The sequence below is a fragment of the Mesorhizobium sp. RCAM 06353 genome (assembly GCF_059683585.1).
Map to the genome: position 1 here is coordinate 5958288 of NZ_CM185031.1, position 21663 is coordinate 5979950.

Sequence of the window (21663 nt, forward strand, 5' to 3'; positions counted from 1 at the left end):
AATTCCAGGAAAAGTGTGAACCGGTTTTCCCGGGAAAAGCGCATGGCGCTTTCCCTTGAGAATTGCTCTGACAACGCCACAGGATCGATATCCAGGCAAGATCTCGTCATTCAACCGTCAACTGCAACGTATCTAACCTGCCTGCCCGACTGTTCTCGAACCCGTTTCCTGCCGCGTGTCGGGCGCTGACGTCTCCGGCCGATGGAGTTCCGCCAGCACCGCAAGGGCGGAAGTCTTGTCCTGGTTCTTCATTGCCGCCTGCAGCGCAGCCAGCGCGGCCTGAACCGCCGGCCACGCCACGACATCCGTCCTGAGGCCGAAAATCTTGGCGATGTCGAGCGTGACGATCTCTTCATTGGCGCCCTGCAGCGTCTCATGCAGCTTCTCACCGGGCCTGATGCCGGTGAAGCGGATCGGGATATCGGCATAGGGCGTCTTGCCGGCCATGCGGATCATGGTTTCCGCGACTTCGAGAATCGGCACGGGTTTGCCCATGTCGAGCATGTAGATGGCATAGTCGTCCTTGCCGTCACGCGACTGCGCGTCGGCGGCCGCCATGATGACCAAGTCGACAGCTTCCGCCACCGTCATGAAATAACGCGTCATGCGTCGATCGGTAATCGTGACCGGGCCGCCGGCTTCGATCTGTGCCTGGAAGATGGTCGCCACCGAACCGTTGGAGCCAAACACGTTGCCGAACCGCACGGCTATGAATTTGGTGCCGGAACGGCGCCCGTCCGGCGCGACTGCGTGGCTTTCGTGCAGGGAACTGACGAGCTGCTCGGCCGCTCTCTTTGTGATGCCAAGCACCGAGCTCGGATCCACGGCCTTGTCGCTCGAGATGAGCAGGAACTGCGGAACGCCACATTTGGCGGCAACCTCAGCGCAGACAAGCGTGCCGAAAACATTGGTCTGAATGGCCGATTCCCAGTTCTCCTCGAGCAGCGGAACGTGCTTGAGCGCCGCGGCATGAAAGATGATATCCGGTTTGAATTCGGTGACGACACGCGTCATCTGCCGCCGGTCCGCGACATCGACAATGCGGACCTTGAGACGATCATGATCCTTCTCGTCGACATACTGGCTCAACTGGAAGATGCCGAACTCGGAATTGTCGGCGACCAGCACCGCCCCTGCCCCCAGCTCCAGCGACCGCTTGACCAGTGTGCGGCCGATAGACCCGGCGCCTCCCGTCACTAGGACGCGCCTGCCGCCGACAAAGGCACCAATGCGTTCGATATCGGACGGCACCGTCGGGCGGCGCAGGATCGTTTCCATTTCGACTTCGTCGAGAACGATCTTTCCCTCCTGCCCCAGTTGCGAAAGCCGCGAGAACTGTACGACGGCTATGCCGCCATGGCGGGCGACACGCACAAGCTCGGAATATTCCTCGATCTCATGCTCGACGCCGCTGCCGAAAATAAGCAGGTCGATGCTCTTGGTGCCGGCGGCGTAGTCCTCCAGGACATCGATCAGGCGCGGCCGGGACGCTACCACGGGAACACCTTGAATCCGTGTGCCCAATGGTGCACCGCGCTCGGTCGCCATGATGCCGGCGATGGAATAGTCGGCCGGCTCCGCCGTGCGTGTGAAGCGAATGATCAGGTCGGCCTCGCCAAGCCGACCGACGAACAGCGCCCGCTTGGCCTGCGTTTTGTTGCCCTTCTGGGTAAGGATACCCCAGCTCGCGCCGTCGCGAAGGAACCGGTAGAACAGCCGAGGCGCCGATATGATGGTGAACGAAACGAGGAAGAAGACGATGAATTGGCGCTCGTTAAGGCCAGCCACGGGCTGGAAGAAACGAGACATCAGCGAGACGCCGTAAAGCACGACCGTCAGAATCGCACAGCTCTTCAGAATGTTGAAAAAGTCCGGGGTGGAGGCAAAGCGCCAGATCGTGGTGTAGAGGCCACAATATCTGAACAGCAGGTGGCTGATGAGGACGATCCCGGCCCAGGTGACGAAGCCTTCGTAGGAGAAGGCATCGAACGAAAGATTTGACCTGGAGAGGACGAGACTAAGCGCCACCGCAATCAGAACCATGGCCAAATCCTGGACCATGATGATGGCGCGCCGCATCTTCGGCCGACTTCCGGATACGGCTTTTACATAGGAAGTCATTGGCCAGTACTATACTCCAGGCAGAGGACTTGAACATTACAGCCTCGCGCGATCGAATGACATCCCTCATCGATCGCTCGTTCCGTAGCTCTGTCCTCAGCCCCCGCTGCAATCATCGCATAGCGTGGAGTTGCGGCCATCGCCAGAGTTTTTTTGGGCGGAGCGTCAGGCGCCTCATGCTGCTGCGCATCGATGACCAGCTTTTCGCCGTGCAACACCGATCGTGCAGGGTGAAAACGATGAGCCACGCGGTCAATCGGATGGAATCGGTGGTTGCGTTTGCGCGCAGGTCCGCAAATCCTCCGCAGTCGCCGCCATCGACAATATCCGGGGAAGCAGACGCACCTCCAGCTCCAGGGCAATGAAAAGGATGTTTGTGGCAAACATTGGCACCCCAGGCGCTGCGCCTCGGTCATCTGGGTCGTCAGCTCCGAAGTGAAGTCAGATGCTCCGCGTCCCCGCAGCCGACTTGCCTGTTAGACAAGTGGTCAAATGGTGAGCCACCCGCTTTTCCGTGTTCTGCAGCTAGACGATTTCGCGAAGACGCTCGTCATCGATAGAAAAGTTCGGATTGTGAAATGGATCTTTTGTTAGATATGCCTGCCCCCAACGCTCCGTGAAGATGTCGCGTTCGCGTTTCCGCGTGAACTCAATACTCGCGTCTGCGAGAATTTCTCTTACGGAGGGAGATTCCACATGCAGGAGAACAGCCGAGGGTGTCCAAGCTATGTCGTAACCATGTTCGCGCACCCGCAGGCACAGGTCGACATCTTGTATGTACGTCGCGAAGGTTTCATCAAATCCATTCAGATCCTCGAAAACATCGCGCTTAATCATCTGGCATGCCCCCGTCGTGCAGCTGACGTTGCGCGGTGCAGACAGCAGCCCGCAATAATCCTCTTCGGGCAACGCAGCATGCCTGAAGGTGTGGCCACAAATCCCATCGAAGCCGAGAAACATACCGGCATGCTGCACCCGTTCATTCGGGTAAAGCAGCAGCGCCCCAGCCATTGCAATGCGTTCGCTTTCGAGCGGCCGCAACAATTCAGCCACCCAATTTTCCGTGACAGGCACGATGTCATCATTCAGGAAGAGGAGGGTATTTCCCTTCGCGTTCCTAGCGCCAAGGTTGCTCTGGGCAGAAAAATTAAACGGCTGCGGAAATTCTAAAAATTTTACTTTTCTATTTTTTGAAAGAAGCCTGTGTCTCTCAATCGCCAGAGGATTATCCGTGTTGTTGGCAACAATGACGACATCCTCAATGAGACTGTTTTTCTGGTTGAGGATGCCATTCACCAGCTGAAAGAGAAGCTGTCCTTTGTTTCGCGTACAGATGACGACCGACACCGACGGTATCGGCTCCTCCTCCGACTTGCTCACGTCATGTTTTTTGGCGCCGGGAAAGCGATACCGGAACGGTTCCGGCAACGCCGAAGGCGCCGAGACCGCTTCTTCCCCAGGAAGACAAATGATGGGAAACGGCAAATGCCCGTATTTTTGAAATTGCTTCGCCTCGTATGCTTTTCCGAGCACGCCAAGAGCCAGATCATATGGCGTTTTGGCCTCCGCATTCGCGGATTCTTCCTTTATTGCAGAACCGGAGATCAAGAACCGAGAATAGAAATAATCCTTGTTCAAACCCAGTATCGGATTTACGCCCGGCAAAAGAATTGGAAGGACCTTGTCATTCGATCTCTGCCACATGTCGAATAACAGCAGGTCCTTGTCGTCGTTCAGCCCATAAGCAAGCACTTCGGAAAGTTTATCAGACACTTCGTCGCCGGCCTTCAGGAAGAGAACGTAGGTACGCCCGCCTGAAATTTTCTCTGCAAGTTCCTTGGCGGAAGAGTAGCACTCCAGATTCCTGGAAGCGGACTCCCCCAGCGCTACCGGCTGAATGTCGACCAACTCATGGGAACTAGCCGCTCGAATAGAGGTCCGCGTGGTCTCAACGCACCCATCTTGCTCCTGCTCACTCTGGCCCGGCGTAAGGACGATAGCCACATAGACGGTGATCGAAGCCTGCAGTTCCACCGCATCGTCTGGGACGTCCGAATGGATATGATCCAAATAAGCTGACCACGTTGCGGCAGGCAGACGATATCGATCATCAAGCGCGAACTTGAGCGGCCCCGATCGTATGTCACCAGCGGCAGCGGATGCCATATCGGGTGTATCAGGAGCCGGCGCCACACTCTGTTCCGCAAGCGGTGTCAAATCGACAGCGGCAGCGGGCGCGGTCTCGAGTGCATCAGGGGCCGGCGGCACAATCTGTTCAGCAGGCGGTGTCAGACCGACAAAAGCTGATTTCAGGCACCCTGTCACGCCCCGCACTCCACCTGCTCGGTACGCGCGCGCCAGAGCCGCACTGCCGCGCACGAAGTATGGCCTTGCGTTGCGGATCAAGAACTGACGAAGATCTTCCAGAATGCGCTTCTCCAACTGCGCCTTTGGTCATGCAAAATGCGCGAATGAAACATTCGCCGTGCGACCTTGCGCGTTCTTATTCCCCCATGGTTCGCCCTCAATTATGAGCGATCCCGATCGTACACCAACAGCGGCAGCGGACGAGCGCATCTGCCAAACCAACAAAAGCTGATTTCGGGCTCCCTGTCACGCCCCCATTCCACCCGCTCGATACGCGCGCCAAAGCCGCACTGCCGCGCACCATGTATGGCCTTGCGCTACGGATCACGAACTGACGAAGGTCCTCTGGAACGCGCTTCTCCAGACCGCGCCTTTGGTCTTGCAAACGCGCGAATGATCTCCTGCAGGGACTCCAAAACCGCTCGGCTTTGCTTACATCGGCTTGCGGCCAGCCAGATAAATCAACAGTTTGTCGCCTGTGCACGAAACAGCCTACGGCCTGAAGAGCTCGAACAATCCGTGCTTGAAGTTGTCATAGGCGAACTTCCGGGACGAAAGTTGCCTAGCGCCTTCCTGCCGGCGCACCACCGCCGAGCGATCCGCTAGGATCGACATAACCCGGTTCGCGAATCCCTCGCAGTCGCCGACATCGACCAAATCCAGGGAGGCCGATGCATCCTCCATCTCCAAGGTAATGAGAGGGATGTTCGTTGCAACCACCGGCACGCCCAAGTGCAGCGCCTCGGTTATCTGGGTTGGGAAGTTCCCTTCCATTTCAGATGTAAACAGCAGACAGAGCGCGTTCTTGTACAAATATCCGAGTTCCGCGTCCGTCAGCTCCGAAAGCGAAATCAGATGCTCCCCCGCCCCGGCTGCCGCCTGGCCTGTCAAGGGCGTGGTCAAAATCCCAACGAGCTGATCCTTGCCTCCCGCCGCCTTCAGCCGTTCGTTTACGATCGCCACGGTCTTTGCGAAATCTGCGAGCCGCTTTGAGGGCCGGTTCCTCGTGGGGTAAAATACATAGTGCGCTGGCAGCGCTCCAAACCGATCAAGGGATTCTACGCTGCTTGCACCGTCATTCAGGAACGGCAAGGGAATGTGGGCGATAGTCTCGGGCCTTGGCGCCAAAGCGGTCTTGGGCAGATAAGACGCGGTGAACGCGGAGTTCGTCAGGATGCGGCGCGCCTTGGCGACCATCTTTTTGCCGATCATGGCCGATTGCCGTGTAGCCCCCATCTCAGCCGATCCCTGGTAGAAATGAGGCATGTAGTCGGGAAGATACAGGACAATATTCTTACCATTCAGATGGGCAAGCTCGGGGAACATGTAATAGTGCGAGATCAAAACATGCGCGATGTTCGGGTCTGCATTTATCAAATCGACATATTTGGCGTTGGGTATGGTTCCATTCGCAAGTCTTATATTCTTTACTTGCTGCTCCACCTTGACCAAAATCTTGAAAATTGCCAACAATGCCGTGGATGCTAGTGCGCGCGGCATCTTCTTGAAGTCTCTCGTTCGGTAGAGCGTCCTGAGATGATCGAGGTTGGCGGAGAATGGCCGCATCCTTGCAATCTGGCGAAGGCGGCCCAGCGCCTTCATAGCGTTGCCTCCACCTGCAACCTCTTCTTCCACAACCATGATCCTCAGATCGCGCCCGGCGGCGGAACCGAGGAAGCCATGAACGCGGCCGATGTCCTGCTTGCGGCTCGTGACGACAATCTTGAAACCAAGATCGCTTAACGCACGAATGATCTGACGGACAACGCGCGCGATCCCCTCTGAACAGTGGTATTCGCCATTGTGGCGAACGACCAGCGGTCCGAAACCGTGGAAGGCTACAAGAACAGTTTCGGCGGCAGGCGCTTCCACCTTCACGGCAGGCGTATAAATCAATTCCTGTGCCCGGTTCGATCCTGCTTCACCAAGCGCCATCTCTATCGCCCGGTCGAATACGGGCCACACAAATTCCGGCTGGTAGAGTTTGCGAACCTCAGCCTGGCTTTCGATCAGTTCGCGGGAGAGAGCAGGGTCACCTTTCCTCAGCTGCTCCGACCGCCTCACCAGATCTTCAATGCTGTCGGTCCTGCCGGGCGCGTCGGCGGGGAAATACCGGCTGAGCAAAGACTCCTTTTGAAAAGCACCGGACCGCCAAGCGTCATGAATTCTATCGGCGGCAGATAGCAGACGGTAGGCTCTTCGTAATGATAGGCAAAGCCACGCATCTGAGCGAATCGTCTCAGGAACTCGGGACGCTCGACCGTTCCAATCACCTGTTCATCGCGGACGGGCACGTTTTGCGCGCCGAAGATCCTGTAACCTTTGGCAGGGAAATAGTGCTTAAGGTGACGGTAGTTGGCGGAGTAATAAGGGATGTCAGCCGCCCTTGGACATAGCAACCCCACCTCTGCCGTCGACGCCCCGGCATCCCATGTGTCGCGCAGATCGACGACGTCCTGCGTGAGGCAATAGGGAACGATCGCCATGCGCGATCGCAGCCAATCGTCCTCTATGTCGGCAACCTTTTCGGAGTGCGGCATGAACCAGAAATCGTCCCGCTCTGTGACAAGCGGCAGCCCTCCAATATTGATGAGCTCATCCGACAGACTGTAGGGCTGACCATAGGTACGATAGATGACACGGCCACGGTAGGCTTTCAGGAAATGTACCAGCCATAGCGGGTTGATGGTAACGATAGCCGCATCGAAATATGCGTTCAGAATCTCAGCTGCTTCCGGCGGAACCTCATCGTAGAAGAAGTTGGTCCTTTCCAGGATCTCCAATGCCTCTTTGGGCAGGCTGGAAGCTGATGGAGCCCAGTCGTAGACAGCGGACTGATCATAGACGTCGCTCAGATAGGGCGGATTGAACACCTCGTAGCCTAGCGCCCGCAGGTGAGGAAGTTCGGTCTGCGACAGCACCTTGTGCATGCCCAGCCAGAAAATTCGTTTCTTCTTGATCATCCGCTCGATCATCCGCTTTCCGGCCCCCGGAAGGCTGTGTCTGGTATTGCAGTGCACCATCGCTTGTCAAATGAGAGATCGGAAGCATGGCCGGCTTCGGTCACCAAGCCTGATATCGACCTTCGCCCTCATCGCGGACCATGTTGCAATGGAGTTCGACTCTGCTATGCGAAAGGAAGTGCCGGCGATAGGCATGAAAAGGACATCACGGCAGAAGTGCTCGCTACCTGCACCGCACGCAGTTCATTGTACCCAGATCGTAAATGAAAATCGGAATCGACGCACGCAACCTAGTGCCTGGCCTCACGGGTATCGGAAGATATGTCGTCGAGATGACGCGGGCGCTCGTCGCGGCCGGACACCGGCCAATTCTCTATCTACCCGAGCCGCCGGCCAACGCACTTGGCGAGTTGGTTGGAGCCGACATCCGCGTCGCGGCTTTCCCAGGCGCCGTCGCTCGAATGATCTGGTCGCAAACGGCGCTGCCACGCGCTGCGGTCAACGACGCGGTCGACATCTTTTGGGGTCCGGCCCACAGGCTTCCCTTCCGTCTACCGGCGCCGATGCCACGGGTGGTCACAATTCACGATCTGGTTTGGGCCTATGCGCCCGAAACCATGCGTTGGCAGACATGGGGCGCGGAGCGCGCCTTTGTCGGCTCAGCAGTGCGCCGGGCTGATGCAATTGTCGTGGACTCCAATTCAACGAAGGGGGCGCTCCGTGAGCGGTACCCTGGCGTGGAAACTCCAGTGACAACGATCTACCCCGGTTACACCCGCCTCGTGCCGGGCGACATTGCGGCCGTGCGCACGCGTTTTGGAATTGACCGGCCCTATCTGCTGTTTGTGGGGACCCTTGAGCCACGCAAGAACCTCATTCGCCTTTTGGGGGCCTGGGCCAGCCTCGGCCCGGAGGTCCGTTCCGGACATCTGCTGGTTATCGCTGGTGGGCAGGGTTGGCACCTTGGCGATCTGCGATCTCGCCTGGCGGATCTCGACATTTCCGACCAAATTCGGCTCACCGGGTATCTGGATGACACCGATCTGGCATCGCTCTATGCCGGAGCTCGCGCCCTTACGATGCCGTCCCTCTATGAAGGGTTCGGCTTGCCCATTCTGGAGGCAAACGGCTTTGGGGTACCGGTTCTGACCTCCAACGTCTCTTCGATGCCCGAAGTTGCCGGCGAAGGGGCCCTGCTGGTCGATCCGCTGTCAATCAGCGACCTTACCGCGAAACTGCATCAACTGCTTACCGACGATCGCGACATCGCACGACGGGCCGCGGCCACCAAGGCCAATGCGGCGCGTTTCGACTGGCATCTCAGCGCAAAGCGTTTGATCGAGGTTTTCGACCAGGCCATTGCCAAGCGGAAAAGCCGCTGACATGCGCGTCCTCCATTTTTTCAAGACGTACTGGCCTGACACGTTCGGCGGCATGGAACGGGCGATCCATGCAATCGCCTGTGGAACGTCGAAACTGGGCGTTGAGCCAACGGTGCTTTCACTCAGCCGCAGGCCGGAGGAGAACAGCGTCTTCTTCGACGGGCATTGGGCCTACAAGGCACGGCTCGATCTGGAGATTGCTTCGACGGGTTTCTCGCTCGGCGCCTTCAAGCGCTTCGGCGAACTGGCGGCGCAAACCGACGTCATTCACTATCACTTCCCCTGGCCTTTCATGGACCTGGTTCATTTCGGCATGCGGGTGCGAAAGCCAACCGTGGTCACCTATCAGTCCGACATAGTCAAGCAGAGCACGCTGCTGCAGGTCTATCGTCCGCTGATGCACCTCTTCCTCAACAGCGTTGACCGCATTGTCGTGGCCTCGCCCAATTATCTGGAAACGAGCGCTGTCCTGCGAGGACGGCGTGCCAAGACAATCGTCATTCCGAACGGCCTGGATGCGAAGACTTATCCGGCTCCCACCGAGGCACAGCTGCAACATTGGCGCGCGCGGTTTCCTGGCAGGTTTTTCCTGTTCACCGGCGTGCTGCGTTATTACAAAGGCCTGCATGTGCTGATCGAGGCGGCGCGCCTGAGCGGCTATCCGGTGGTTATTGTCGGTTCAGGTCCGATGGAGCAGGCCCTGCACGCGCAAGCTGACGCGAGCCGGCTGTCGAATGTGCATTTCGTCGGCGCGCTGGAAGAAGCGGACAAGATCGCGCTTCTGACCCTGTGCAGCGGAGTCGTCTTCCCGTCCCATCTGCGCTCGGAAGCTTTCGGGTTGTCTCTTGTCGAGGCAGCGATGTTCGGTAAACCGATGATCTCCTGCGAGATCGGCACGGGCACGAGTTTTATCAACCTGGACAAGGTGACGGGATTGGTCGTCCCACCCGCCGATGCGCCGGCCTTGGCCGCCGCCATGGCTCAGATGTGGAACGACACGGACATGGCGCAACGCTTCGGGCAAAACGCAGTAGAGCGATATGAGAGCCTGTTCACATCTGAGAAAATGGCGACCTCCTATATGAATCTCTACCAGGATCTCATCAGGAATATCTAATACTGCCTCGGCAACAGCAAATAAATCCAACATCATCGTGCCTTTTACGCCACGCGACCAAAGCGATAGTCAAGATTCTTCTCGACCCCTATATTAATCATAACTAATCATCGAATCGATTTCCGGGCGGCCTCTTCCCATAGGGCGCGATATCCCAGGCCCTTTTCGCTTGTCATCTTCCGTTTGCAGCGAGTAGGAAGTGAGCTACGACGGGTTGGGTTGCGGCATGGACAACTGCGAAATTGTATTCGATTTGAGATGCCTGCAAGACCCTTCCTATAAGGATCGCGGCGTCGGCAAGCTGTCGGCGAATCTGGTCAGGGCTGTCGGCCACCTTCGCGAAAGAGTTGACGTGTCAACTCTCGGGCTGGTTGATCCCGCCTTGCCACCGCTCGAGGATCGTTTCCTACATCTCGTCGATCAGGTGCGCAGCAACGCCTATCTGGGCGCCAAAGGATGTTCGACGGTGTTCTTCGAACTGTCCCCTATGACCCATGACCCGTTCTTCCTGGGTCGCATCGTGAACGACCCCGACATTCTCAAGCTCGCGATTGTCTACGACTTCATCCCGCTCATGAAGCCGGAACGTTACCTGCCAACCGCTTCCAATCGCCTCGACTATCACACCCAGCTCATTTGGCTTTCTCGCTACGATCATTTCTTTCCCATCTCGCAGCATACATCCGACGAACTCCGGCGCATTCTCGGCGTAAACCCGATGCGCATCACGAAGACCGGGGCGCCGATACACAGCGCGTTCGAGCGCGCCGACACTTCCAGGCGGCGGGAAGGATCTTCCGAGCGCTATGTTCTTGCCTGCGGCGGAGCCGAACCTCGCAAGAATGTCGAATGCCCGATCCTCGCTCATGCCGGAAGCGCCGTGATGCAAGACGCCGGCATTCAGCTCATAGTCATGGGGAATTACCCGCCGGTTTGGCAGGCAATCCTGCGCGACCTGTACACCGGCAACGGTGGCAGGCCCGAGCTTCTTGTTTTCCCGGGTTTTGTCGACGAAGATGAACTCGTATCGATCTACCGTGGCGCGCTCTGCACGGTCGTTGCAACGTACATGGAAGGGTTCTCGATTCCGGTCGTCGAGGCGATGGCGGCTGGCTCACCGGTAATCGCGTCTTCCATCCCTGCTCACAGGGAACTGATCGGGCGCGACGATTTGATGTTTTCTCCCGACAGCGCGGAGGAACTCAGACAGAAGCTCGAAGCGATTGCCGTCGATCAAGCGGAGCGCGGCAAGATTATCCAGGATCAGTCGACACGGTGGCAGCGGTTTCGGGCCGAAAAAATCGCGGCGGAATTCTGGTCGACGGTGGGCGATTTGGTTACGCGTCGTCATCCGAAGTCCACCATCCTCAGAGGCGCGCGACCACAAATTGCATTCCTCAGTCCGATGCCGCCTGACCAATCCGGCGTTGCGGACTATTCCGCCGCAACAATCAGGGAACTGGGAAAACTGGCCGATGTCCATGTGTTCTCGAAACATGCGCCTGTGACCACACCTGACGGAGCAGCATCGGCGCAGCAGATCACCACCCTTCCGTGCTTGTCTTCGGGCTTTGATCGAGTGGTTGGGGTGGTGGGGAACTCATATTTTCATCTGGAAGTGTTCCAGCTGCTTGAACGGTATGGCGGAGCTTGCATCGAGCACGACAATCGCCTCCTCGGCTTCTACGGAAGTCTCCTGGGTTCGCCGCGCGCTTGCGCGGTTGCGGAGCGTGAACTCGGGCGATCCGTGACTGCGGAAGAGGTCGGGTCCTGGCTGCAGGATGAATCGAGGCTGCCAGCAACATTTCTCGGCGAAATCGCCGAGTGGGCTTCGCCGATGTTCGTTCACTCGCGCGTGACGGCTCGGATCGTTCAAGAGCGCTTTTCCAAAATGGCGATCTATCTGCCCTTTTCGATCTATCGGCAGTGGGAGACCGATCCCACCGATCGAAGGCTAAAATCAGCGGCCAGACTGAGGCTCGGCATCGCCAAAAAAGAATTTGCGATCATATCGCTTGGTTTTGTCCACTCCAATAAAGCGGCCGAGGAGTGCATTTGGGCTGTTGACCTTCTGCGCAGCTGGGGCATTCCCGCAAAACTGTATTTTGTTGGCGGATTTGCATCGGATGAGCGTCCGTTCAGGGATTTGGTTTCCAACGTCGGCTTGGCAGATCATGTCGTGTTCTCAGCCGACTTTGTCGGCGAGGCGCAATATCGAGATTACCTGCTTGCAGCCGACGCTGCGGTCCAGCTGAGAACCCACTTCTTCGGAGGCTTGTCCGGTGCGCTGCTCGACTGCATCGCCGTTGGGCTGCCCACTGTTGCAAACGAGGACTTGGCGCTGGCAATGGAAGGGCCGACATTTGTCTCCACCGTGCCGGATCACCCGAGCCCGGTTCTCATCGCGGAAGCGCTGGCCAAGATCAGCCAGAAAGGTGCCAATCGGTCGCAATTTGACGAGGCGCGGCGACATTACTGCGACGTTCATAGTTTCAAAAACTACGCGCAGCAGCTGTGCGAGGGGCTTGGATTCTGAGACTGTCGCCAAAGACCGTAAGAGAAGCGAATTGTCACGAGCCCCAATCTTTGTCGATCTGACCGAGTTGACGACCCATCCGTTGCGCACGGGTATCCAGCGGGTAGAACGCGAGATCTTGCGCCGCTGGAGCGGTCCGCGGCCGCTCGTCCCGTGTCGGTTCGACTCGGAGAAATTGGTTTTTTGCGCGCTCCCGGACGCGGTGGTGGAGATACTCACCAGTGACGGCAAGCACTCACTCGAGGACGAAAGAGAACGACTTCTGCCACATCTCCAGAAGGGCACCCCGATTTCCACGATCGATCTGAAAGCCGGCCTGCACAACCCCGAGGTGTTTTTCGATGCGCAACGTGGCGAAGCATACCGGGCTCTGTGCCATGAGGGCACCGCTTCGGTCAGTTGGCTGGTGTACGATTTCCTGCCCTATCTTCATCCGCAGGACTGGGAGCCGCGCACGACTGGGCGACTGATGCATTATCTGCGCGCGCTTCGCGAAGTACCGCGCGCTGCGTTTATCAGCGAACAGACCCGCCGCGAATACGTGCATCGCGTCATACGAAAGGTTGGTCGCGCAGGTCCCGCGATCCCGCTGGGCGGCGATGGCGTAGCGATGTCCCGGCAAACGTTCGACGCCCAAAAGCGAATGTTCACATATGTCGGGACAATCGAGCCCAGAAAAAACGTTGCCGATATTCTCGAGGCCTTTGAGCTGCTTTGGCAGCAAGATATCGACGTCGAATTGACCATCATTGGTCGGATGGAAAGCCGATCGACGCGCGAGCCTGTGATCCTGGAACGCCTCAAGGCCGAACCGCGGTTCAGATATCTGGGTCATGCAAGCGATGATGCGATCAGGCAAACCCTGGAAAAAACGCGAGCAACCCTGTTCGTCAGTTCACTGGAGGGCTTTGGCATTCCGCCCTATGAAAGCCTGGCAAGTGGCATCCCGGTCATTGCATCGGCAAACCTGCCAAGCCTCGACGTGCTGCCACCAGGCGGCCGTGTCATCCTCGACCAGATAAGCCCCAACGCGATTGCGAGCGCGGTGCATCAACTGCTTGACGATCGGTTCGCGGAAAGGCTTTGGGGTGAAGTGACGAGACTGCGAATACCGACCTGGGACGGGTTTGTGCGCAAACTGGCAGCGTGGCTGCACGGCGCAGGCTAGAGCGGTTCGCCGCTCCACGGAAACGGCGACTGCTCTAAGTCCTTATTTTGACGCAATTCCCCAGGGAAAGCGCTACCCGCTTTTCCCGAGAAAACCGGTTCACGCTTTTCCCGAATTGCTCTAACGGCCTCGCGGCGGGTTTGACGCTATCGTCAGAGCCAGTGCTTCCAAGCTCCTCACGAGTTGAGCCTGCTCTTGTCGCAACGCCTGGATGTCATCCGAGCGCGCATGATTTTCCAGGCTCCTCGCGAGCTGAGCCTGCTCCTGTCGCAACGCCTGGATGTCATCCGAGCGTGCATGATTTTCCAGGCTCCTCGCGAGCTGAGCCTGATGTAGGGTCTCATATGAGCGATCGAGGCGTTCCTGGACGGGTTGCAACAGAAATGTTCTGGTCCGCCACATGACTGGACGCACGATAGGCCTGAAAAGAGCCTTGTAGACGCCGAGAGCGCCCTTCTTCACGGTTGAGCGCAGGCGACCTGGAGCAGGGCTGGAGGGCGGCTCAGAACTAGCCTGTGAAACCATGGAACTCTCCATAGGGGTGATATCAATCGCATTATCACGACCGACAGCATGATGAAACCGGCGCAAAAGCCGCGCCAATGGCAGAACGCTCCCCAAGGCGCGGGGCGCCCCATCATCGCGAAGCTCAAGGACGAGGCGATCGTAACGTGCGGCAAGAGAACCCGCCGAAGCGAGTGAATGACGCTCCTGCTCCAGTTGTCCGGACAGGGCAGCAATATGGGCCGCCTGACGCCTGCCGTCTTCCTCCGCCCGCTCGCGTTCTTGCTCCAGCTGCGCAGACAGAGCCGCCGCTTGGGCTGTCAGGCGCTTGCGTTCGGCCTCCGCCTGCTTTTGTTCCCGCGCAAGGCGTTTGGTCAGAGCCGCTGCGTGGACTGTCAGACGCTGGCTTTCAGCCTCCGTCTGCTTGATTGCCGCCGTGAGCTCAACCGATCGTTTTTGAATTTCCGCGTTCTCTTGGCGTTGGGCTTCGCATTCTGCGGAAAACTGATCTCGCTGCGCAATGATCTCACTGCGTTCGGCCGTCAGCTGTTCCACGGCTACGCTCGAATGCCATTGTTCGAATGTAACATGGCCATCGAGAACGTTTACCGGCACATGGAAGTGGCGGAGCAGCTCTTTGCTCTCGGCCCTCACATAAAAGACATTGATGCCATCGAAGTAGGCACGCAAGAACCCGCTCGCGAGCAGAACTGGCTCCCAACTCTGATTGACGAGTTCGTTCGACCACGGCGCAGTTGCTTCGATCACCAGCACCAGCGGTCGAATCAAGCTCCAGTCTGTCGCTCCAATGATTGCAGCTTCCGACCCTTCCGCATCGATCTTGAGAAAGTTGATCTCTTGTCCGAAGGCATGCTGGGCGACGAGACCGTCCAGCGTCACAGCCCGAACTCGAAGCATCTCCCCTTCGCCGTCGGCCATGACCGGCTCTTCGGCCACTTTGGACATGCCGGGATCGGATTCATTCTGGAAGAAATCAACTTCACCGTCCTGATCTGTGACCACGGCCCTTACATTCGTGTCACGCGATCGTTCCCGGGCCAACTCGTCGAAAACCGCTCCCGGTTCGACGTTTATGCCGGACCATCCGCGATCGTAGAAAGTTTTGGTGACGGATCCTATGGTTGGGTGATAGGCGCCGATGTCGATATAGAAACCGGTCGCGGTCTCCTTGAAAACGCGTTCGAGCAAAACGTCTTCACAATTTTGGGCGTAACTGATCATTGCGGGCACTGCCGTCGGGGGCGTTGCGTCGGCGCCCATGGTTTTTCCGTGCATTTCATTCAGAATCGAAAAAGCTCCATTGGCCCCGCAGCCTCGTTGTTGTCTAACTTAGCCGAAGCCGTTTGACATCAGTGGGAAACTCTCAACCGAGGCAGGTCTGCAGCCCCTCTTTGTTGGACCGTCCATCAGCACACGTGGGGTCGGCTTCGCCTTGCTGGTCGCATGCTGGCGTGTCCGAAAATTGTCGAACTGTTTGCTGAAAGCGGGACATCGGCTAAAAACCTGCCAATGGATCAGGATTGTTCTCTCTTGCGCGGTTTCGCGATCTGCACGGAGCCACGGTCAGGCAGCAATTTCCTGTCACAACTGCTTTCCAGTAGCGGCCAACTTGGCCGTCCGCTGGAATATTTCAACGGCCCGGGACGACGCTATTTCGACGATCCGGACTACCCTGACGACAGGGGCATGCAGATCGACAGAATCCTGACCATGGGCGCGACATCCAACGGGATCTACGGGCTGAAGATCTTTGCACATCAGTACGACTGGATCGAAGGTCAAACCCAATGGACCTCGATGCTTCCGAACCTGCGATTCATATTCCTGCGCAGGCGCGATATACTGGGCCAGGCGATCTCCTGGGCGCGGGCTTTGCAGACCGGCCAATATCGGCATGGGCAAACCTCGACTGGCGAAGCGGAATTTGATGGTGCGGCAATTTTGGGCCGTCTTCGCGCGATCGCGACCGAATATGCCCGATGGGAAATGTATTTCGCCAGGAACGAGATAGCAGCGCTTCGCTTCGTCTACGAGGAGATCGTCGATGCACCGCAGCAGGCAATCGACAGGGTAGCCGAGCTCTTCGATCTGCATCCTGTACACATCGATTCGCGTCAGGTCGGCGTCATTGTGCAGCGGGACGAAATCACCGAAAGCTGGCGCAAACGCTTTGTCGAGGAATTCGGCGATCCGAATAGCGTTGATAAGCTGTAGAGTTGGTCGTGGCGCCGTGCGCCGTGGACTGACTGAGCGGACAGTTTCGTGAGGAGCCTGCCGATCCATGACCTTCGAACAGCCGCTGACGGTCCTGATCGCCAACATTTATCTGACAGGCCGCTCGGGAACCGAGATCGTCACCCGGGAAGTCGCCTTCGCCCTCATGCGCGCCGGGCACAGGCCGATCGTCTATGCTCCCGGGCTGGGACCGATCGCAGAAGAGATCCAGGCTCGCGGCATACCTGTCACCGACGATATCTCGACCATCGCCGCAGACATTGACATCATCCACGGCAACCACACCCAGGTTACCGCGATCGCCATGGCGCGCTTCCCGAATGCCCCGGCCGTTTACTTCGCACATGATTTCGTCGCCTGGCACAGCGCCCCACCGCTTCTCGCCAACATCCGCAAATATGTTGCTGTCGACGACACGGTTGCCGAGCGGCTGCAGTTCGAAGCCGGCATTCCGGCCGATCGTATTGTCACGCTGCTCAATGCTGTCGACACCGACCGTTTCGTCCCCGGGCCGCCGCTGCCGGAGCGTCCGCGCCGAGCCCTGGCTTTCGCCAAGAACACGCAGCATTTGCACGCGGTGCGCGCCGCCTGCGCGGAGCGCGGCATCGAGCTGGATGTGATAGGAGCCTCCATCGGCAGCATCGTGAGCGAACCCGAAACCCTGCTGCCGCGATATGACCTCGTCTTCGCGTCTGCGCTAAGCGCCCTTGAAGCCATGGCATGCGGACGCGCAGTCATCGTTTGCGACGGCCGCGGCCTTGCCGGAATGGCTCGTTCCGACACTTGGGATGGATGGCGGCGGCGCAACTTCGGACTGCGGGTGCTGCAACAGCGCCTGTCGACGGAGGCCGTTGCAGCCGAGATCGACCGCTACGATGCCGTCGATGCAGCGGAAATCTCGAGCAGAACCCGCCAAGAGGCAGGCATGTCAAAATGGCTGAACGCTTGCCTGTCGCTCTATCGCGAAGCACTGAGCCAACACCGCGCCGCACCTGCGGACAAGGACGAATTAGACCTATCGCTGGCGCATCACATGCAGACCTGGCTGCCGAAGCCTGGGCCGATATGGCCGTGGATGACGGAGCGTGAGGATCTGCTGGCGCAGCTAGCTCGCATGCGGGCCGAGTTGGAACAGGCCGAGATGACAACGCAGGCCGCGTTGGAACAGGCCAAGCTGGCGCAGGCCGAGCCGGAACAGGGTGGGCTAGAACCGGTCGAGGCGAACAAGGCGCTATCGTTCGCCCAGGCCGACGATCCGCAAAGATTTGTGCGCCTGACGGGATTCTCCGCGGTTGAACATTGGGGAGTCTGGACTGACGGCGACCTGGCGACAGTCGAATTCAAAATATCCTCCGCGGCTGCGCCGACTTGGCTAAGACTGGGTTTGGTGGCTTTTCTTCATGAGAACCATCCGGAAGTGGTCGCTGAGCTCTTCATCAACGGAATGTGGATTGAACGACGGGTGTTTGGATCGACCATTCCCGGTGCACCGCTTTTCCTTCAGCAAGACTGGCAGGTGGCGTTGCCGCCCGATGCTGCGCTGGCCCGCAGTCTCTCTGTTGGTCTGCGGATTGAGAATCCGGCAAGTCCGCTGGAGGTGGGACTGTCAGACGACCGGCGGCGGCTTGGATTGGGGCTATGCCTGATCGAACTTGGCGAATGAGGTCCTGACTTCGGCCAGGACGCTCGTTCGGGATTCAGATCGCCAGTTGCCTGGCCAGCGGCTCGACGTGTTCCTTGAAGCGAAGCACCGTCTTGTAGTAGCCGCTTTTCACTCGCTCCGTGCCCCAACGCTCATAGGCTGGCGGCTGCTCGGAACATTCTGAAATGTCCATGTCATAGTCGACCGGGGTGAGGTGTTCCACGCTGAAGCTTGTAAGGCCATGCGCCGCGCGCAGACGGTCGGCCTCCTCGGTCAATTCCGGATAATTGTCGACGGCCCTGAGCTTGCGGTTGAAGGCGCCTGCGTCGAGATGAAGCTCTATTCCCTCCCGTGTGGCGGTTTGGCGCTTCAGTGCAACCGCCTCGAGCGGAAATTCGAGATTGGGCAGATCGCGACCACTTCGCTCGTGCAGCCGCGCCAGCGCCGCGTTGACGAGCAGCCGACAGACGTCATGCCCCGGATTGAACCCCTCGACCGCGTCGGCAGCGACATAGTCGATCGCCTCATCGGCGAGGATCGCGGCTATTTCGTCAACGAGCACCCTGAACGTCTCCACTTCGCCGGCCAGAATAGCCCGGTAGAGATCGCGGTCCGCCATCCTGCCGAAGAACGTTGCCACTGGACGCGCGCCGGCGCCGGCCAGCACTTCGGCCGTGCGGTCGAGCCGGCCGGCATCGAGATGCCCCGAGCCGTCTGTCAGCACCAGGACCAGAGGCTTGCTGGTCTCCATCCAATGATGGACCCGCAATTCATGCCCCGGATGAGCAACGATCAACGCAGCCTTCCTGCCGCGCCACCAGCCTTGCTTGCCGCTAGGCATGAGACGCCGGTTCCGGCGGTGGGCTCGAGGCGGCTGTGAGGGTGGATACATCCCGTGCGGGCATTGCCTGGATCTCCATTATTTCTCCGTACATTTCATTCGAATCGTACGAGTTCCAGCGGCCGCATGACTATTGCTTGATATTGTCTACCTCAACCGAGTTCGTTCTACCTCCATTCAAAAAACTATCAACCGAAATAAGCTGTCAGAACCTCATTGGTGGGACCGTCCATCCGCACACGACCATGTTCCATCCACAGAATGCGGTTGCAATTCTTTTGCAGCAGATCGCGCGAGTGGCTGGCAAGGACGAGTATCTTGGTCGTCTCCACGATCTCGCGCAGCCGCTTGTCGGCCTTCTGCTTGAAGTCCTCGTCGCCGGTTGAGAGCCATTCGTCCATGACGAGGATTTCCGGCCGGATCGCCGTGGATGTCGAGAAAGCCAGGCGAAGCTGCATGCCCGACGAGTAGGTCCGGAACGGCATGTCAAGAAAGTCGCCCAGTCCGGTGAACTCGGCGATCCCATCGAATTGCTCGCGCAATTCGTTCGGCCGCATGCCCATCATGGCTGCCCGCAACCTGATGTTTTCGCGGCCCGTCGCTTCCGGGTCGATGCCCAGGGAGATGTTGATGAGCGATACGCATTCGCCGTGGATCACCGCCGAGCCTCTCGTCGGTCTGTAAATGCCCGACAGCACCCGCAGTAGCGTCGTCTTGCCCGAACCGTTGTGGCCGACGAGGCCGATCCGGTCCCCCTCGTTCACGCAAAAGCTCACATCCTCCAGGCCGCGCACGATGACATGGCCATCAACCCGACGGTCGATCGCGCCTCCCGTGGCGACGCTCAGCACCCTGTTCTTGAGAGAGCGGCTTGCCGCGTTGAAGACCGGAAATTCGACCGAGACACCGGTCAGTATGATTGAGACCATGGGAATGTTCAAAGCCAATACGGAATGCGATGACGATAACGGCCGAACAGCAACAGGGCGACCGTCCAGCCGACGATCACAAACACGATGCACGCCATCCAGCTCGTCGCGGACGCAAGCTCGCCCAGCAGCGGGTCGCGCACGACGCTGATGAGGTGGTAGAAGGGATTGAGATCCAGCAACAGCCGCGAAATGCCCTCGGGTAGCGTTCGTGCCATCCACATCACCGGGGTCAGGTACATGATGACCTGCAGGAGGTTCTGCATGACCTGCGTCATGTCGCGATAGCGGGCGCATAAGACACCTAGGATCAGCATGATCCAGAGCAAATTGAGCGACAGGATGACAAAGCCCGGCAGCGCCAGGAAAACGTGCCATGTCGGCATGCGCCAGAAGACCAGGAGAACGAGAGGATAGATGAGAATATTGTGACCAAGGATGATGGCGTTGCGGTAGAGCGTGCGCAGCACGTGCGTGAACAATGGCATGCGCACCTGAAGGATGATGCCTTCGGCCCCGATGAAGGTGGTGCACCCCTCGTTGATCGACGACGAAATGTACCCCCAGAAGATCAAGCTGACGCAGATGTAAGGCAGAAACTCCTGCATCGGCGCACGGAAGAGCGTGCCGAAGACGAGCCCGAGCGCACTGATCAGGACGCCCATGTTGATGGTCAGCCAAAACGCTCCGACCCGCGAGCGCCGGTACCGCTGGGCCACGTCCTGCCAGCTGAAAGTTGTCGCCAGGTGGTGTTTCTTCAGCGACGCTCTTATGTCGGCGAAAGCCTCTGCGAGGACGCCCGTCTCAGTCGGCAGCATATGTCGAGATATCCCGATCGTGTGTTCTGCCCAGGCCCGGCGGTGTGCGACAGGTTCGATACATTATTGCCTCCAGGACATCAAGTTGATGACTTTATCAAACTGATTGAGCAAAGCGCGCGATTCGCGGCGAAATTGCACGACGCATTCAATGGAAGGCTTCTTACGAAATCGTCGGGAGAGGCTACAAGCGGCCGGCGCAGAAGGAAAAAGACTATGGTATCTCGCGTCAGAGGCTGGATCGAAAGGCGGGCACGCGCACGGTTGCAGGGCCTCCCGATCTACTTCCAGCACATCCCGAAAACGGCCGGCGTTTCCGTCAGGACATGGCTGCATTCCCACTATGGCGACCGCCTCTGCCCGGCTTGGCTTGCGGACGATTTGGTGATGCGTCCACCGGAAACGCTTCGCGGCTACCAGGCATTCGCCGGCCATTTCCATAGCTATCTCAAGCCATATCTTGGTCGCGACGTCGTGACGGTGACTGTCCTGCGGGAGCCCGTCGCCAGGACGCGCTCGCACTGGCACCATGTTCGCCGGGCGCGTGAGCACCCGCATCATCTCAGGGTATTGGGCCAAACTTTCACCGACTTCGTGATGGACGATCTTAATCGTGTTATGATCGAGGACTATCAGGCCCGCTACCTTATGAAACTGCCGCTCAGCCTGGCGGTACTCGGCAGTCGCTACTCCGAGGCCGACCACGCACTGTTCGCCCTCTCCGAGGCGCTGGAGCAAATGTCACTGCCTCTGCTCAAGCCGGAGCTGCTGGAGGGGGCCAGGACAGTGCTCAAGGGTATGGCGGTCGTCGGAGTTACCGAGCGCCTTCACGACTTCCTTGTCCAGGTCGCAGAAGCAGCCGATATCCCCCCACCCATAGCGGCGGAGGTACCTCGGGCAAACGGCACCGAACGGGACGACGCCGAGGAACTGCCGGAGGAAGCGCTTCGGAGACTGCGAGACCTCACGCGAATCGACCAGGAACTCTATGACGCGGCCGTTTGACTCCCCATGCCGAG

Annotated in this window: 15 protein-coding genes; 7 read left to right on the forward strand and 8 right to left on the reverse strand. The window is 58.5% G+C overall.

Features of this window, described 5'->3' with window-relative positions:
• Positions 1-132: 132 nt before the first annotated feature.
• The 4 genes from AC56QX_RS28990 to AC56QX_RS29005 all read right to left on the reverse strand — a co-directional run bounded on the left by AC56QX_RS28990 (position 133) and on the right by AC56QX_RS29005 (position 7463).
• The gene (locus AC56QX_RS28990; protein WP_497111919.1) at positions 133-2121 is read right to left on the reverse strand and encodes an SDR family NAD(P)-dependent oxidoreductase; all 1989 of its coding nucleotides are present in this window, start codon (positions 2119-2121) and stop codon (positions 133-135) included.
• Between the two features lie 525 nt (positions 2122-2646).
• Positions 2647-4563, reverse strand: a complete 1917-nt coding sequence (locus AC56QX_RS28995; RefSeq protein WP_497111921.1) for a glycosyltransferase family 2 protein — start codon at positions 4561-4563, stop codon at positions 2647-2649.
• Positions 4564-4980: 417 nt separating this feature from the next.
• On the reverse strand, positions 4981-6612 hold the full coding sequence (locus tag AC56QX_RS29000) for a glycosyltransferase (RefSeq protein ID WP_497111922.1): 1632 nt from the start codon (positions 6610-6612) through the stop codon (positions 4981-4983).
• Entirely contained in the window at positions 6549-7463 is a 915-nt protein-coding gene (locus AC56QX_RS29005; protein ID WP_497111925.1) for a hypothetical protein, read from the reverse strand. The genes AC56QX_RS29000 and AC56QX_RS29005 overlap by 64 nt, the downstream gene beginning before the upstream one ends.
• A gap of 251 nt (positions 7464-7714) precedes the next feature.
• On the opposite strand from AC56QX_RS29005, the gene AC56QX_RS29010 reads away from it, so the two are divergent.
• The 4 genes from AC56QX_RS29010 (at position 7715) to AC56QX_RS29025 (ending at position 13654) form a co-directional block, all read left to right on the forward strand.
• Positions 7715-8833, forward strand: coding sequence for a glycosyltransferase family 4 protein (locus AC56QX_RS29010; protein WP_497111926.1), 1119 nt, complete (start codon positions 7715-7717; stop codon positions 8831-8833).
• Between the two features lies 1 nt (position 8834).
• On the forward strand, positions 8835-9950 hold the full coding sequence (locus tag AC56QX_RS29015) for a glycosyltransferase (RefSeq protein ID WP_497111928.1): 1116 nt from the start codon (positions 8835-8837) through the stop codon (positions 9948-9950).
• A gap of 199 nt (positions 9951-10149) precedes the next feature.
• Complete coding sequence (locus tag AC56QX_RS29020) at positions 10150-12486, forward strand: glycosyltransferase (RefSeq protein WP_497111929.1); 2337 nt, start codon at positions 10150-10152, stop codon at positions 12484-12486.
• The gene (locus AC56QX_RS29025) at positions 12476-13654 is read left to right on the forward strand and encodes a glycosyltransferase (RefSeq protein ID WP_497111931.1); all 1179 of its coding nucleotides are present in this window, start codon (positions 12476-12478) and stop codon (positions 13652-13654) included. The genes AC56QX_RS29020 and AC56QX_RS29025 overlap by 11 nt, the downstream gene beginning before the upstream one ends.
• Before the next feature lie 120 nt (positions 13655-13774).
• Here AC56QX_RS29025 and AC56QX_RS29030 read toward each other — a convergent pair whose 3' ends face one another.
• The gene (locus AC56QX_RS29030; protein ID WP_497111932.1) at positions 13775-15400 is read right to left on the reverse strand and encodes an FkbM family methyltransferase; all 1626 of its coding nucleotides are present in this window, start codon (positions 15398-15400) and stop codon (positions 13775-13777) included.
• A gap of 222 nt (positions 15401-15622) precedes the next feature.
• Between AC56QX_RS29030 and AC56QX_RS29035 the strand changes: the two genes are divergently transcribed.
• Complete coding sequence (locus tag AC56QX_RS29035; protein ID WP_497111933.1) at positions 15623-16393, forward strand: Stf0 family sulfotransferase; 771 nt, start codon at positions 15623-15625, stop codon at positions 16391-16393.
• Between the two features lie 67 nt (positions 16394-16460).
• Positions 16461-18077 (forward strand): glycosyltransferase, encoded by a 1617-nt coding sequence (locus tag AC56QX_RS29040; RefSeq protein WP_497111936.1) that lies wholly within the window; start codon positions 16461-16463, stop codon positions 18075-18077.
• Between the two features lie 34 nt (positions 18078-18111).
• Here AC56QX_RS29040 and AC56QX_RS29045 read toward each other — a convergent pair whose 3' ends face one another.
• The 3 genes from AC56QX_RS29045 to AC56QX_RS29055 form a co-directional block, all read right to left on the reverse strand.
• The gene (locus AC56QX_RS29045; protein WP_497111938.1) at positions 18112-18897 is read right to left on the reverse strand and encodes a hypothetical protein; all 786 of its coding nucleotides are present in this window, start codon (positions 18895-18897) and stop codon (positions 18112-18114) included.
• 188 nt (positions 18898-19085) lie between these two features.
• A complete protein-coding gene (locus tag AC56QX_RS29050) occupies positions 19086-19826 on the reverse strand; it encodes an ABC transporter ATP-binding protein (protein WP_497111940.1) in 741 nt (246 codons plus the stop codon).
• A gap of 8 nt (positions 19827-19834) precedes the next feature.
• A complete protein-coding gene (locus tag AC56QX_RS29055) occupies positions 19835-20644 on the reverse strand; it encodes an ABC transporter permease (protein WP_497111941.1) in 810 nt (269 codons plus the stop codon).
• Positions 20645-20860: 216 nt separating this feature from the next.
• Here AC56QX_RS29055 and AC56QX_RS29060 point away from each other — a divergent pair, with 216 nt between their 5' ends.
• Positions 20861-21649 (forward strand): hypothetical protein, encoded by a 789-nt coding sequence (locus AC56QX_RS29060; RefSeq protein WP_497111943.1) that lies wholly within the window; start codon positions 20861-20863, stop codon positions 21647-21649.
• The last annotated feature ends 14 nt before the right edge of the window (positions 21650-21663 follow it).